Here is a 15,016-nt window from a genome sequence, read left to right as displayed (position 1 = left end):
ACTTGTTTCCCCAAACATGTTGTAACTACAAGAACTACGAACCCTCAAAAATCGCATTCCCCCGAAACTGGGCGCAGAGCACCCAAGCCCCGGCGACGCGGCTCAGGACTTAGATGCGACATTGCTGCATTTATGACGCGAAACCGGAAAAGTTTTTAAAGAATGTTCACGGCGCACGATGTTTGCCCGCTTTCCAATACCCGCGGGTCGTTGCGGCCACCCCCAGCATGAGAGCCAGCAGCGAGAGGCCAGCCCAGAACCCGGCTTCGCTGCCCGTAGTCGCAAGGAACAACAATCGATGCTCAGCCACCGTGAATGGTTCAGAGCGCAGGCTCGTCTCCGCACCGGCGAGAAGTACGGTGTGCGGCCCAAGCCCCGCGCGCGCCTCGAGCGGAATCGAGACAGACACATTGCCGTTTGCATCAGCGACGGCCTCGACCGGAGCAACCCTCGAATCACCAACCGTTGCGGTCACATGTTCTCCGGGCAAGTAACCGAAGCCGTGAACAATTTGTGTATCGGTGGCGGCAAGCACCGGTCGTTCGATCAGAATCGATGCCGCACTCAACCGCATGTGCACCTCTGCAGACTCATTACCTAGCTCGTCAGTGACCAGCAGCGTGATAACCTCGTTTCGAGTGGGCGCGAGGGCCAGTTTGATTTCGAAATAACCGTCGAGGCCCGCTGTCACGGTGCCGAGAAGAGCACCGTTTTTGTCAGTGACCGTGACGGTTGATCCTGGCTGCGCATACCCCGCAACAACTTGGCTCGTAAACTCAGACACCACCGCTGGCACCGGAGGCGTGCTCTGGATCGGAACCGGCACCTCGATGCTGTTTCCCACCGGGTCTGCAACACGAATCACGACGTTGTCGCCGGTCACCAACCGAGGCTTGGGAGTAAATGTAAACTGCCCACGTTCGTCGATAGCAATCGTGCCGCGAAGAGGGTTTCCTTGACCATCAAGAAACTGGATTCCATCGGTCTGCTCGATCGTGCCCCCGGCGATGATGAGCCCGTTGGAGGGTTCCGGCTGCGGGGCCGCAGGCAGGGTCGTTTTAATAAAGGGGACAGCAGCCTCACTCCAATTGCCCGCCGGGTCTACGGCATACACTCGCACTCCGTCTTGCTCGGTGAGCCTTGCGCGCGGGTAAAGGCGAAGCATCCCCCATTCGCTTGGCGAAGTTCACCGTTCATCGTGTTGCCGTGTCTGTTGTGCACCGCAACCGTATTGCCCTCGTCGGTGCAGATTTTGAGTTTCCAACCGTTCGATGGATCTACTTGTGGGGCGTCGGGAGCAAGCAGGTCGATTGTCAACACAGCAACGGCAGACACAAATCCGTTCTCGTCTCTGGCCTGTACGTTGAGACGCTGATCATGAACCACAGCCGCTAAAAGGGAGGTTGAGTACCTCCCAAACATGTCGCTCACGGTGGAGGCGAGCAGGGTGCCGTCTTCAGTGCGCACCGTCACAGTCATAAACGGATCAGCACTTCCACTGACTTTCGTGCCATTGGACGGACCTACGGTCGGTTTGGAGGGGGTCTGAACAAAGCGGACCGCCGCTGTGCCCGCAGCCCTCACTCCACCAACGCTCACCGTAACGGTTGCTGATCCGGGTTGTGCAGCGGTCAGTGTCGCGGCGTACATTCCCTCACCAACGTACGCAGTTTCAGAGACGTTGCCGTGCGAGCTCGCAATGGTGACGCCAGAAAGTTCCCCGTCAATCTCGTTACCAAAGGCGTCCTTCAAAGTTGCCTCAAGCTTCACTTCATGGGTGCCGTTTGCTTCTGCAACCTCGGTGGATGCCTGCACTCCCGAGTTGGCGGCCGCGTAGCTTCCAGCCCCAAAGCTCACGGTAGCTGGCGACTCAGCAACCTGCTCGATGCCGAGCGTGGCCGAGACGGTGACCGTTCCTGCCTTTTGAGTTGTGATCGTCACACGCGCAAAACCGTCGTTACCCGACACCGCGACGCCGTTACCGCTCACGGTGGTGGCGGGATCAGTTGCGAAGGTTACCGACTGACCCGTCACGAAGTTGCCAAACGCGTCCGCAACTCGCACCTTCGCCTCGTGCGGTTCACCGTCAACCGTCAGCTTGCCGGGAGTCACGCTGAGCATCGAGTGGGCTGCGGAGGGGGCGCCGGGGGTAAAGGTGACGGTAGCCGGTGACCCTGCGACCACATCTTGGCGATCAGCGGCATCCACCGTCGCTGTGATTTCGAAGGGGGTGTGCGCAACGGTCGATCCCGCCGCCAAGGTTGCTTTTCCTTGAGCGTTGGTGATCCTCGTCACGCTTGCTGGGCCTGCAATGGGTTCGTCGCCGTCGTCAAGCACAACCACGTCTGCGGGCACAGCAAATCGCACGACCGCGTTCTGCACGGCAAGTCCCGCGGCGTTGCGAGCGGTTACACTCACGCTGTTTGCGGCGGTGCCATTTGCCGTCGCGTCGTTGCTCGTGACCACCGCTGGGGAGTCCTCCGCCACAGGTTCGTCATCGTCACCCAGAACAACGGACAGGCTGTCGAGCACAATTCCGTCATATTCGGGATCGTCAGACGCCAGCACGGGGCTGAGCGTGAGGGTTCGGGTACCATCAACGACGGTGTTGTTGATAGCGGTAACGGCTATCTGTGTCTCGCCGAAGGCCGGGTCAATCACGGCGTCGTTCTCGTTCATCGCTAAATTGTTGGGAAGCAGCCTGGCCTGTGCCGCGGGGTCGCCCAGAGGATCGGGCATGCTCGCGTCGGGCACGAGGTTGGTCGCGTTGGGGTGCACAACGACGGCTGCAACGGGTGCCTGCACCATTCGTCCCTGCGAGTCACGCGCCGTTGTTTCAATGCGGAAGGGATCGGAATCGGCTCCACCCTCAACAGCGGTGAGAATTCCATCCGTCGTCTCTGCAATTCTCACAGGCACCCGATACTCAACGGAGGCATCGAGCAGGGCACCCGGGGTGCCCGCGATCCCGGCAGGATCAGCGGAGCGAACAAAGTTGTTGGGCGCGTCAGTCGCGTTTGCGGGGTGTTCGTTCCAGTGGCCTTCGCGATCCTGTACGCTCTGCGCTGCCACGCCGAGAACGACCACGCCCGTCGAATCGGCCTTTACCGTCACATTCCAGCGTGTATTAATGGCGGCGTTTTCGCTCGCGGGACGCACACTCTGCACGGTGGCGGCGGCCGAAGAAGCGGCGGTGTTGAGGGCCGAGTCGAGTGCTCCATCGGCCAGGGGCACCGACGACATCACTTCGAACTCCAAGGAGCGACTCCACGAGGGATCCTGCTGGGTTTCGGCCTGGCGGATCCACAGCTGAGGCCCACACGCCTCGGCTCCACCGTCCACCACCTCGACGGTTCGTGAGAGCGGCGAGGTGTTGCCAAGCGCATCGACCGTCTGCAGGCGCAGCTTTCCCTCGCCAAGCGCAAACGGAAACTTCAGCTCTGCACCATCAGTACCCCAGTCTGCGGCGCTCGCAACTTGCACACGACCGAGGTACACATTTGCGCCGTTCTCCCCGCCGGCGAAGGCATCGACCCGCACCGGGTAGCTCGGTTGACTTCCTCCAGCCTGCGGTTCCTGCACGGTCACCTTGACCTGGCACTCGCCAGGAACGACGCTGGCCGCGCTCGGAAAGGCCGTACGAACGTTGCCGTTGGTGTTACTAATATGCACGGGATTCGCGATGTCCCCTGGCAACTCGGCGGAGTTTGTCGGGGTTTCCGTGTAGCCACCGACGTTGCTGAAAGTATTGCGATCCAGTGCCACGCTTGGCCCGCCCGAGGAAGCGACCGAGATGACTTGACCGACAGTGCTACGATTCCAGCCGATGAAGGAGTTGTCGGTTACGGCGACAGTTCCCGAGCCGGCAACACCGCCCGACACCAGCACTGAGGGTCCCGTGGGCACCCACGAGGTCTCATTGCTAAAGACGTTGTGATCGACGGTCACCGTGGCACCCGCGGCCGGTGCTCGGGTCAGCCGGATGTCATTGTTGGCAGTGCCATGAATAAGCGACGTCTCAAGCGTGTTCACAAATCTATTGCCGCTGATGCGCGAGTTGCCACCAAACTGGAGCAGATCACCGCTGATTGGCACGCTGTTGTCGTAGTGAAATCCCCTGCGAAAATCTTTGAAGGTGGTGCCCATCACCAGCAGGTCGTCAACCCTGGCGATGCCGCCGTCCCACTTGCCGATACCGTACACCGCGTTGCCCGTGTATCGGTTCTCCCACGAAAAGGTCGAGTCGATCAGGCTCAGACCGTGCACGGGCTCGGTGGTGTTGCCGTACTGCTGCACAATGTTGATCCCACCAGCCCAAATCGAGTCGAGCGTGACATCACGAATCACCGTGGCTTCTGAACCCCAACAACATTTATCGCACGCTCGATGGCGTAGGTGAGCCCTCCGCTTCCAGCCGGACCATTCGCGATTCGTCCCTTCTCAATGAGCAGGTTCTTCGCGGTTTTGCCAACGTAGATGGCACCCTCGGCTCCGGCAACGTTCGAGAAGTTGCGCAGCACCTGATCCTGCCCGGTAAACGACATCACAACGCCGGTCATTCCACCGTCGCCCGGCGGGAGTAATTCGAGACGGTTCTGCAGATCAACAACCACGTTGCCCGCGAACCAAAGGATGCTACCGTCGTGGTCACTGTCAACAGTGCCCCCAACGATGCTGTTCATGTCGGTGGCTCCCCTGATCATGCCAACAAACCCTGTCGGGGTGTTTATTGCTGAGTTTTCCAGCAGCACAGTGCCGCCGTTTGCGAACGAGCCATTGAGCTGACGAATCGAGCCTTGTGGAGTCGGAGCGGCGAGGGTAATCAGCACCTTTGTCGACGGAGTAGCAGCACTGAGTGCGTTCGCCTCTTGCGCTGCGGCCAGCAGAGTACAGGTAGCACCGTAGTTGGTGGCGGTTTCACATTTGCCGTCGCCGGGGCTCGCATCGGGGATCAGCCGCACGTCATTGACACGCAGTGTGTAGTCATACCCGTTGTGCATGCCCGATGACGACTCAACGGGGTCTGCTATGGCCGGGGTCGCAAAGACTCCCGCGGTCTCTCCCACACTTGGCACCACGAGAGCGGCCAAGAGAAGAGCGGCAGTCACGCGCCGTTGTCGGCGATGCTGAACGTGCATCCGCAAAGCGTTTCCCTTTCACAACACATCGAACATCTGACAGTGGTTTTGGTTAGAACTCCAGTTGCCTCACCGCCGGTGCTCCCGCTCGCCTGCCGCTGTCTCCGGTGTAGACGACGCTCACGGACCTGGCTGACGCACCGGTTCCCGAGGCGTCATTTTCGACGACGCGAATGCGGTTGACTACTTGAGTGTCTGTCAGGCGGTGGGTAAGACCTTTTCCATCAGTCACAGTGACGGAGCTTCCGGGAATCGCGGTCACCACCAGCACCGGATCAGTGCCGCTGCTATCTACAGCTACATCGGGCGCGAGCAGCTCAAATTGGGTCGGCGCTGTCTCGGCGCTCACACCCTGGCCTGAGCGCTCGCGTTGACGCACGGTCAGCTGATTGCTTCCGACAACACCGCCCCGCACTGTGGTCACAGCCCAGGTGCCGTCGGAGGCAATCGCGCTCTCGTTAGCGACACCGTTGACCAGCACGCTCACGATCGCTCCGGGAACCCCGGTGCCCGTCACGACGGGAAGCAGGCGGTTGTTAGCGTCGTCGACGCTTGAAACGATGGGAACCGCAAGTTGCAGTCCACTGTTCACCGCGAAGGACCGATCTGCGGTGTCGGATCGAGAGCCGTCAGCAAGCTGTTGGTATGCCCGCACCGTATACGCGCCGTCAGCAATACTCTCGGTGTTCACAGCCCACGACCCCGCGGGAGTCGCTTGAGCCGTGAGCTTCTCGTAGCCAGCCCCGTCTGCTCCGCCCGGGGCAGAGATAAACAGCACGACCGTGGCGTCCGGCGCCGCGTACCCCGTGAGCAAGGGAACCGAGGTGGCAAACACCGCGTTCTCTGAGAACGAGAACTGCGGCGCATCAACGTCCGAGACAATGGGCACGGAGTAGAGCGAAGCGGTCTCAGCCTCCCCAGGTCTGGTCGACCAGTTGTCACGACCCACAGCATCGGCCGCACCCGCTGCAGGCTGCGTTCTCTCGGGGTCACTCTGCTGCGCTTCATCAAGGGACGTAGCACCCGTCGACTCGGGTGAAGACAGGGGCTGCTGCGCGGCGTTGCTCCACACAATCGCGGTGACGACCGCGCCGATGGTAAGCACACCGGCGCCCGCAATAAGCGCGAGTTTTGAGCCACCAAGAACGGTCGTTTTTGCCGTTCCAGTGGCACCAAGCGATGCGGCCGAAGCGGAAGATGGGGCACCGGTCAAGAGGCCGAGAGTCGCCGCCCCGATCCCACCCGTGAGGACAAGCGGCAGCACAACAGCGTGCAAGCGAGAAGCAGCGACGTCGGCCTCATCACGGATGCGTCTGCAACGCACACACGTGCTGAGGTGGTCGGCGATCTTCTGGCTTCGCTTCTCAGTCTGACTGCCGAGAATGTAAGCGGGGAGCCTGTCGATAGTGTCGGCGCACTCTTTCGGCAGATTCTCCTCACCAAGATGGGCGCGGATCCATGCTTTACGCAGACCGTCCCGAGCTCTAAACGACAGCACTGAAACGCTGTTTGCGGTCATCTTCAGTTTGTTTGCGACACTCTGTGGTTTGAGCTCGAGCACCTCGGTGTACCAGAGAACTTCCTGCCAACTCGTCGGAAGTGACGCGAATGCTGTCTGCATCATGGAGCGATCCGCTCGCGCGTCGATGCCATCTTCAACACCACCAACCAGCCCGTCTTGCTCAGCAAGCTCAAGATCGACGAGCGAACGATGTTCATTACGCCACTTATTTGCGATGTTGCGAATCGTCACCTGTAGGTATGTACGGAATGCCGTGCGGGGCCCACCACCGCGCGTGATCGCAATATAGATTCTGGAATACGCCTCGGCCACGAGGTCGTGCTCGTCGAGTTCACTGCTGTAGTAACGTGCACTCTTCAGCCCGGCCGCCGAGTGTCTGGTCCAAATGACGGTGTAGGCAGCACGGTTGCCGCGTCGCGAAAGCTCAAGCAAGTCCTCGTCAGACAGGTCATTCAGATCTGCACGCACTGACTCGAGCACTCTGTCGGTGGCCATATTTTGGGCAGCAGAATGAGACGCGACAGTCTCACTCGGCAGGTCTTTCAGATCGTTACCTGCGAGCGTCGACTGAGTTTTCCCGCGCTGAATATCCAATAGCGTGTCTCCCCCGGAACGCTTTGATCTTCGAGAGCAGCATCCATTACGCGAAATCTCAAAAAGATTTTGGACGCGTAAATCTCCCCAGAAATCTGGCTTCCGCCAGAAAGAATGCTTCGTACCCCAGAATCACAAAGCACTAGTAATGTAACACGCGTTCCCGCGAAGATGCTGCATGCTCCCTCATCTGATCCGCACGATGCGGACCGCGGCCGCTTTCTCTTCAGCCAAGTATCGGCGCACTCTTTTGCTTGCTTGTTCCATGCCCCCCTTCCAAAGCAAGGAGTCTCCAACCAACCCGGAGCGCTTCAAGGTCTTGCTGTAGCGCCCGAAGCTATCTGTGACTTATCGTGTTGACCTGCGGCCAAGACTGGCCGACCTCTTGCACCGCTACCGCTGTGTGATGAGAAGCCCAAATCGGCTGAACCCGCTGCCCTCTATGCGGTCGTTGAGACATCAGAAGTATTTTCGATACCGGATTAGCAAGAGGACGGTTTTGTCGCTTGTCGTGGAGGCCTGATCAATCGAGCGAGCACGACAACGGGTACCCACGTGAGTCCACCGTGTACTGAAAAACAGCATCAACGAGGGCCTATCTGCGCTGATTCTGGGCGAGGTTCAGGTTCGCACGATCCAACTTGTAGATGTCAAACAAGGTACAGCGATTTAAGCCGCGGTTTTGGTGCCTGTGAAGCGACGGAGTGTGAGCACTAGACCTCCGGCAAGCACCAATAAGGCAGTGGCCGTCAGTCCCCCAGCGAATCTCCGCCGCCCGTGGAGGCGAGGGGTTTCTTCGGGGCAGAGGAGGATTGCTGCCCAGCACTTCAACCGTTGCGCAGGCTTCATCCACGCTGTCCGGACATGCGGTCACGTATTTCAGGGGAATGGGCATTTCTTCTGCATCAACGGCTACCACAGCGACTCGATTGGTGAGCGTTCCCGGAGTGCTCGGTGCTCGTCCGCTCACAATGAGATCGCGACTCTCGCCGGGGTCAAGAGTATCGATTATCCACTCAACAATCTGCCCACGAGCTTTGCCCCGTTGAGCTCTTCGGCGACAAATCCTGGAGGAAGGTCGTCTGTGACCCTCGCATTCGTCACCGGCATATTGCCCGTGTTTGTCACCGTTATCGTAAATTGGACACGCTCACCCACAGCCACCGAGGAACGATCCGCTACTTTCGAGGCCGACAATCCATACACGGCGACAGCATCGAACCAGGATTGATCGGTTGCAGAAACAGGGGACAAACTCAGTTCAGTCACCCCATCGCGCGCCATCGGTTGACCGGTGACAGTGACAATATTTGTGTGTGGACCTACGTCAGCTACACCAGAAGCGCGGCATGTGACTGTCTCCCCCACGGCCAGCACAGAGATCACGGCTGTGCCGTCTCCGCAATCAACATTCGCCACCTTGTCATCAGCGACATTGACACCACCCAGCGGTACATTGCCGAGATTAGTAACCGCAAACTCCCAGGTCACCGCCTGTCCGGGCACGAGCTTTGGGCCAGGTGCTTTGTCGACATCCTGCCCGTTAACGGTCTTGACAACTCCGACCGCCGGTGCTGCTGGAACGGTGGGCGCAAGCATCAACCAACGCCGACCAGCAGTGCGCGGAACCCCCTCAATACCGATGAAGAGATCGGACCTGTCAGAGATGGTTTCAAAAGTCGCGATATAGCCAGAATCGGGGCAAATAGTCGACGGTGGAACAATAGGTGCCGGCAAGAGATCGTATTCGCCAGTCTGACTATCGAACGTCACAGGCCCGTTGGCCCAAACCCGACATTCGAGTAGTAGCGCATCCACTCTTGCTCAGAGCCGGACCTAAATCGGACCCGCTCAGTAGGACCGTTCAAATTACAAGCATCAACCTCGTGTGCGGAGAGGATAGCTCCGGAAGGCAGCACACCTCCAGGAAGACCTGAGAAGTCAAAAATCGAATCGTACGATGAGCCGTCATTAACGCTGAGTGCGGTGTCCGAGAACTGCTGCCCGATAGGCGCGATCTGACCGCTAGCCTCCATGAAAGGAATCGGCCCAGTGGGGAAAAATGAGAATGAAGCGGCTCGCGCGGGTGTCGTAGGAATGCCGACCTGAGTATTGGTCAACGTAAACGTTCCGACAAACCGTGGGTCGAGAATTTGCCCCGATGTCGCTGGGGGTTCGCGGAAACGCAGTGTGAGTGTCTGGGTCGCACCCACGGCCTGATCCACCGTGAAGCCATCGGGATTGTCTACAGGAACTCCATCAACTGCAAGAAGTTCCATCCCAACAGCACCATCAACGAGCGGCGGCGGCGTCACTCCGAGATTAAACTCCGGAGAAATTGGTGACGGAACAGCGGTTGCGGGGGCGGCCAGCACAACGGTCGCGGCAACACCAACGACTGCTAAGGCAACAGTCATTAATCGAGCAGGCCTCCTAATGGCGTTCACTGGCCCATCCCCCCTGTTTTCGGCACAAAACTCGTTGCCCTTTGTCGACCATTGAACCACTGCAGCAAGTGAATCATTCAACTCAGCGGCCTCATGTTCACTAGATTATAACTGACGCTAGGTGGGGTATGGAACGAAGGCCGGGTCAGTTCCCAGCGATGTTCATCACTGTGTACTACTGGGATCGAACATCGCGGCGGTCTCAACCCACCAACGCACCACCCTAGTAATAGGGATCCTTGCGGATCTGCAACGATAAACGTCTCGCCACCGGCTCACCCCACCGGCGCCAGAACTTCGTAGGTGTCGCACGCAACGCTAGTTCCCAGACCCCTACGTAGTCGATCACGCTTTTCGAGAGACGCAGCTTGTACTGCCCAACTCCGTAAAGCGGATGCTCAGTATCCTCGATCCGGTCACGCGGCGGCGAACCGATAAGGTCGTGCACAATCGCGCCGTTTTCACGAGCCCACATAATCAATTCCCACTGCATGCGGTACATAGCCCACTGGGTAACTTTAGGTGTCGAGTTGATGCGCCGTCTTTGTAGCCGCTCGTACGGCCAAACACCGTACCAAACATACCCGCAACCGGCTCCTCGTCTGCATAGCCAAGCACAAGCTGACCACGGCCCGACCGCTCAAACGTCTGCCAGAAATGCCGATAGTACGGGTACGGGCGCAGTTGGAATCGCCCCTCACCGGTCTCGCAAAGAAGGGCGTACATGATCCGACAGTTCTCTTCGGTCGCCGCTACTCGCCTGGCTTGAAAACCCGTCTTGTCTGCTTTACGAATCTTCGTGCGGGTGCTGCTAGAGAATCGGCCCAAAACATCAGAATTGTCCCCAGAGATATCGAGCAGGATGGTCGACTCGTTGGGCAGAATGCGCGCGCCGCGCGCAAACCCTCGCTGTGCTAGCCGAGCAATCGTCGCATTGTCCTCCAGCAGTCTGGGCTCAATTTTCAGCAAGAACACGCCGTGTTGACGCGCGAAGTTCGCGAGCCGCTCGGCGGCCGAGAGCATCGATTCAACATCTAAAGCATCAGGTCCGCCAGGAACGTACCACCACTTCCCCAGAAGAGGCACCCGTCGCTCAAGTACGAGCGTTGCAGGAAACGACTCACCCACTACATAGCGGTCGACATAGTGTTGAAATCGCTTGCTGGCGGCATACTCCCGGCTCTGCCATACCTGCCCGCCACTACACAGCGCCTCGATAGACGAGTTCCATGAGCTGACCTCAGCCTCGCACGCAAAACGGAGTGGGTGGGTCGCGTTGTCCGCACCTCTTTCGCTGTCTTGGCGATGGGCGGTACGCCCGCCGATCCCACCATCGAGACGAAAGAGGTCTATCGAGATTCCCAGATTCTTCATACTGGGTATTGCCATGAGCGCCTCTCGGCGTTCATGATTGTTGGAATTTGCCTCGCGCTCCGCCAATCCCCGGGAACTTGAAGAACATCAGCGCAAACTCGACTGCATAGGTTTTGATGTCATTTAAAGACAGCGGTGGCACATACGCAACAAGAAAGGCTAGGCCTTTAACCCGACTTGGCCTGGGTTTAGTTCCGACCGTTGTATCCGTCATGTGATGTCTCGGGACTTTGGTGACAAAAGTGCCTCAGGACATCGGTGACACTTCGGGGCGCGTGTTCTTCCGTGGCCCTCTGGGTTTGCCATTGCTGACATAGGTTGTGCCTGGTGCCGGCCAGGGATGTTCAATCAGTTGTTCGCCGGTCGCCACACTGTAAAACGCGATGGTGCTCTCGTCTCTGATGATGGCGACCAGAGCGCCGGCGAGATAACTGCCGACCTGAAACTTCACGCCTTTGACTTTGATGCCGCCACTTGTAGTTACGCGGCGTGTGTTCTCGGGCAGAAACGCGCCTGTTGCCGCGACTGGCGTCTCGGTCGGGTTTGCGAGAATTACGGGCCGTGGTGCTTCGGCGACGGGCATAGCATTCCAAGCCTGTTGTGGAGTGATATGTCCGGGGAGTCCTTGATGAGGGCGCTTGGTGTTGTAGATCCGGTCGAACTCATCGACCTGTGTTTGGAGGTGCTCGATGATGTCAGCAAGGGGCTGCTTGTCGAGATACCGAAACAGGGTCTGGTGAAAACGTTCGTTCTTGCCTTGCGTGGTCGGCTTATACGGTTTTCCCGTGATTGGTTCGACGCCGAGGCGAGTAACGTAGTCAACGAGTTGCCCCACGATTCCTCTTCGAGATGGGTTCAACGCCACCCGTTACCGGTAAGCAAGCGTTGCGGGACGCCATGCGCGGTGATGCCTTTCGCGATGACGTATACCGCAGCATCGGACGTCTCACCAGGGGCTACGTGAGATGCGATCGCAAGACGCGAATGATCATCGAGGACTTGGAAGATGACGCGCTTCCGACCGCCGGTGAGGACGTACTCAGTCGCGTCGAGTTGCCAGCGCCGGGTATCCCCATGGCTTTCATCTTCGCGTGCACGCCGATCGGACCGTTGTCGAGCCCCGATTGCTCCAAAGACGCACGCACCTGTAATGCGTACTTTTCACAGCATCCTGCAGTTGGGTGGGTGAGGAGTGTGGGCGACGTAATTTCGGTTCCAGGATTGAGGCAGCACCTTCACGGGCGGCTCTTGCTTTCAGCGCGTAGAACGTTTTGCGTGAAATGCCGTGCTCGACGCAGAACGTGGTCACGGCTCCGCGGGGTGCGTCGGCGGGCCATTGCGAGATCGCTAGACGGACGCGTGGATCAACTGGCTCATTTTTACTCACTTCACCATCAGAGCAGTAGAAGTGTCACCACCAAAAACATCGAAACTGTCACCGATGTGTTGATGCAGAACTGTCACCGATGTCCTGCGACATAACAGTCCAGTGGTCATTGCTTTTCTGAGATGAGTCAGAAGGAGCAATGACCACTGGACTACATAGACCCCTATGAAGCGATGGTCAGCACGGGTTTTTCACGTTACCAGGTTTCTGCGGAGCGTTCCGGGACCGCGTCAACAACCGTGGCATTGATGTCCACGGCAGATCCAACCTCACCCTGTGGGCCTATGACGCGATAACCCAGCACGAGCCCGGTCTTCTTCTCAAACACCATGTAGTGCGCTTCCGAATCATCTCCCTCGTCGCAGTACAGATTTACTGCAACACGGGTGTCGTCATCGGGTGCAGAAGGATCAGGCACCAGCTCAGTGCACTCCAAGTCCGCGAGCAGCTCAAGGCCTGCAGCACGTAGCCCCGCTGGCTGAGCCAAGTTGCTGAGCACTGGAATGAGCCACTTTACAATGTCGCTTTCTGGAGCCGCTATCTCGTTGCCGTCATCATCGGAGTATGCAACCATCGACGCGTTTGCATCCTCAATGTACTTACGCAACGCGGCGGGATCATGAGGGGCTTTCTCGTAGAGCGCCTTTTCGGCTGCGCGGTCGGCGACAGCACCGGGCATAGCGAGTTCATCAGGAGTCAACGGTGGCATCCCGCCCGGCAACACCTCTTCCGTGCCACTTCCACGGGTCAAGAAGCTGTCTCCCTCTGCAGCGGTTCTCGCGATCTCTTCGGCACGTGGATCGTTGAGGGGACGAACTAGCCCGAGAAATTTCGGGTCTCCGCGCCGCTGGATCCAATCTCCGCTCGGGTCCGCGGGAACATACGTGATCTGGGTGATGCCGACCCGGTAGTGGACTCCCTGGTCGATGTATGCGTTCTCGTCCGTTCTGCTCTCGTCAAAGTAGGCGGGGTCGGAGTAGTCCGCACTGATGTTTTCTGTTGTCTTGACCAGTCGCAGATACTGCCCCGGCTTCAGCGTTGGATCAGAGACCTCAATGTTGTGAGCGGCTTTCTTCAGCAGCGCAGCTGCAGGCGTCGCGGCTGCAGGCGTCTCAGTCACCTGGGGGCCAGGCAAAGCCACTGATACGACCACCGCAGTCGCTGCCACCGCGACGAACCCCACAAGGGCGGCGCCTCGGACCTTGACGGGGACTCTCCTCCGGCGCGAGCGAGATCCTCTCGCATTCGCGGCTCGGCTCTGGTGCGAGGAAGCTTCCATGTCTCGTTCGAGCCGCGCACGCCCCTTTACAAAAGCTTCATCAGTCATGTCGGTCTCCTGGCCACGCAACTGCCGCAGCATCTCCATGTCCCGATCATTATGCTGTTGCATGATCTTTTTCCGTTCCGCGGGCACTGCCCACAATTTCAAGTTGAGTTCGTAGGATTCTGCGAGCACGATGCAGTCTGGACCGCACGGTACCCTCCGGTATGCCGAGAGCCTCGGCGATGCCTGCAGAGCTCAGTTCTGACCAGGCAGCAAGAGTGAGTACATCGCGATCTCGTTGAGGGAGGCTCGCGATTGCACTTGCAATCGAATTGACTGCGAAACCAGCGTCAATACGCTGATCCGCTTCGCCACATGGATCATGGACCACATGCACAGTGCCCTCTCCGCCGAGGCCGTGTGAAGAGGCAAGCACTCGCCATGAAGCGATTTCATCGCGCTTTCTACGACGAATCAGGCGAGTCGCGATCCCTAACAGCCAGGGAAGTGCATTTGCGATTGCAGGATCATAGCGGTCTCGGCGCTCAAACGCAACAAGGAAAGTCTCGCTCGTGAGATCATCGGCGGATTCTGCTCCGAGACGCGATGCCACATATCGAAACACCACCCTTGCGTGTCTATCGTACAACTGGGCAAATTCCCCTGGGGAGTCACGTGAACGAGCGACGATGCCGGCATCAGAGTTCACTCGATAGCTGCTTTCCGTTTTGTTCATACTCAGTATTGCCACGAGCCCACTGCGGCGTTCACGTTTTCTGTGTGTTTTTGGAAATCGGCTATCAGAGCTGGTCTCTACCGTCCAACGCACCGCGCCTGACAAAATGACTCAGAGAAACAGAAAGGGCGTAAAAAGTGCATTATCCGCAGAGCAAGTGACGACAGTTTGGGACCGATGGCGAGCAGGACAGCCCTCGCGCATGATCGCGCGAGAGCTACGTTGCTCGCCCCAAACCGTTCGACATCATATCGCGCTTACTGACTGCATCCGCCCCATACCGCGCAAAAGGTCACCGTTCCGACTGTCGCTTCACGAACGCGAAGAAATCTCGCGCGATATAGCGGCCGGAGAATCTTCCAGAATCATTGGCCCGCTTGCAGAGGTCTGCGTCAACGATCTCACGCGAGATCAAACGTAATGGCGGAAGAATCCGCTACCGCGCCACGACAGCTGATACGCGGGCTTGGGAACACGCCAAACGGCATCGCCACACAAAACTTGACTTCTATGAAGGGCTCGGAGAACTGGTGCGCTTCACACTCGCCGATGAC

Annotated in this window: 10 protein-coding genes and 1 pseudogene; all 11 read right to left on the bottom strand. The window is 58.5% G+C overall.

Annotation, left to right across the window (positions count from 1 at the left end; genetic code table 11):
• Window positions 1–166 precede the first annotated feature (166 nt).
• The 11 genes and pseudogenes from G7066_RS02945 to G7066_RS02895 all read right to left on the bottom strand — a co-directional run bounded on the left by G7066_RS02945 (window position 167) and on the right by G7066_RS02895 (window position 14,462).
• Window positions 167–1,114 (bottom strand): Ig-like domain-containing protein, encoded by a 948-nt coding sequence (locus G7066_RS02945; RefSeq protein ID WP_166328903.1) that lies wholly within the window; start codon window positions 1,112–1,114, stop codon window positions 167–169.
• Window positions 1,102–4,347: an Ig-like domain-containing protein gene (locus G7066_RS02940; protein ID WP_166328901.1), complete on the bottom strand. Its 3,246-nt coding sequence runs from the start codon at window positions 4,345–4,347 to the stop codon at window positions 1,102–1,104. Before G7066_RS02940 ends, G7066_RS02945 begins: the two co-directional genes overlap by 13 nt.
• A complete protein-coding gene (locus G7066_RS02935; RefSeq protein ID WP_166328899.1) occupies window positions 4,344–5,108 on the bottom strand; it encodes a hypothetical protein in 765 nt (254 codons plus the stop codon). Before G7066_RS02935 ends, G7066_RS02940 begins: the two co-directional genes overlap by 4 nt.
• 82 nt (window positions 5,109–5,190) lie before the next feature.
• The gene (locus G7066_RS02930) at window positions 5,191–7,254 is read right to left on the bottom strand and encodes a sigma-70 family RNA polymerase sigma factor (protein WP_166328897.1); all 2,064 of its coding nucleotides are present in this window, start codon (window positions 7,252–7,254) and stop codon (window positions 5,191–5,193) included.
• Window positions 7,255–8,262: 1,008 nt separating this feature from the next.
• On the bottom strand, window positions 8,263–8,853 hold the full coding sequence (locus G7066_RS02925) for a DUF7507 domain-containing protein (RefSeq protein ID WP_166328895.1): 591 nt from the start codon (window positions 8,851–8,853) through the stop codon (window positions 8,263–8,265).
• Between the two features lie 170 nt (window positions 8,854–9,023).
• Complete coding sequence (locus tag G7066_RS02920; protein ID WP_166328893.1) at window positions 9,024–9,671, bottom strand: hypothetical protein; 648 nt, start codon at window positions 9,669–9,671, stop codon at window positions 9,024–9,026.
• A gap of 253 nt (window positions 9,672–9,924) precedes the next feature.
• Window positions 9,925–10,203, bottom strand: a complete 279-nt coding sequence (locus G7066_RS02915) for a hypothetical protein (RefSeq protein ID WP_166328891.1) — start codon at window positions 10,201–10,203, stop codon at window positions 9,925–9,927.
• Entirely contained in the window at window positions 10,179–11,075 is an 897-nt protein-coding gene (locus tag G7066_RS02910) for a lipid II:glycine glycyltransferase FemX (RefSeq protein WP_166328889.1), read from the bottom strand. Before G7066_RS02910 ends, G7066_RS02915 begins: the two co-directional genes overlap by 25 nt.
• Window positions 11,076–11,322: 247 nt before the next feature.
• Window positions 11,323–12,462: pseudogene (locus tag G7066_RS02905) on the bottom strand (integrase core domain-containing protein).
• A 196-nt stretch (window positions 12,463–12,658) separates the two neighbouring features.
• Entirely contained in the window at window positions 12,659–13,852 is a 1,194-nt protein-coding gene (locus G7066_RS02900; RefSeq protein WP_166328887.1) for a hypothetical protein, read from the bottom strand.
• The gene (locus tag G7066_RS02895) at window positions 13,839–14,462 is read right to left on the bottom strand and encodes an RNA polymerase sigma factor (RefSeq protein ID WP_166328886.1); all 624 of its coding nucleotides are present in this window, start codon (window positions 14,460–14,462) and stop codon (window positions 13,839–13,841) included. Before G7066_RS02895 ends, G7066_RS02900 begins: the two co-directional genes overlap by 14 nt.
• Between the last annotated feature and the right edge of the window lie 554 nt (window positions 14,463–15,016).

It is taken from the genome of Leucobacter coleopterorum, assembly GCF_011382985.1.
Classification (GTDB): Bacteria; Actinomycetota; Actinomycetes; order Actinomycetales; family Microbacteriaceae; genus Leucobacter; species Leucobacter coleopterorum.
Note: the sequence above shows the minus strand (reverse complement) of the source record. Positions and strands in the feature narration are given on the sequence as shown.

What these genes read in the sequence shown, in the direction of transcription:
- G7066_RS02925 (WP_166328895.1), bottom strand. Translation starts at nt 8,853, where the DNA reads ATGCTTGCGCCCACCGTTCCAGCAGCACCGGCGGTCGGAGTTGTCAAG.
- G7066_RS02920 (WP_166328893.1), bottom strand. Translation starts at nt 9,671, where the DNA reads ATGACTGTTGCCTTAGCAGTCGTTGGTGTTGCCGCGACCGTTGTGCTG.
- G7066_RS02915 (WP_166328891.1), bottom strand. Translation starts at nt 10,203, where the DNA reads ATGTACCGCATGCAGTGGGAATTGATTATGTGGGCTCGTGAAAACGGC.
- G7066_RS02910 (WP_166328889.1), bottom strand. Translation starts at nt 11,075, where the DNA reads ATGAAGAATCTGGGAATCTCGATAGACCTCTTTCGTCTCGATGGTGGG.
- G7066_RS02900 (WP_166328887.1), bottom strand. Translation starts at nt 13,852, where the DNA reads ATGCAACAGCATAATGATCGGGACATGGAGATGCTGCGGCAGTTGCGT.
- G7066_RS02895 (WP_166328886.1), bottom strand. Translation starts at nt 14,462, where the DNA reads ATGAACAAAACGGAAAGCAGCTATCGAGTGAACTCTGATGCCGGCATC.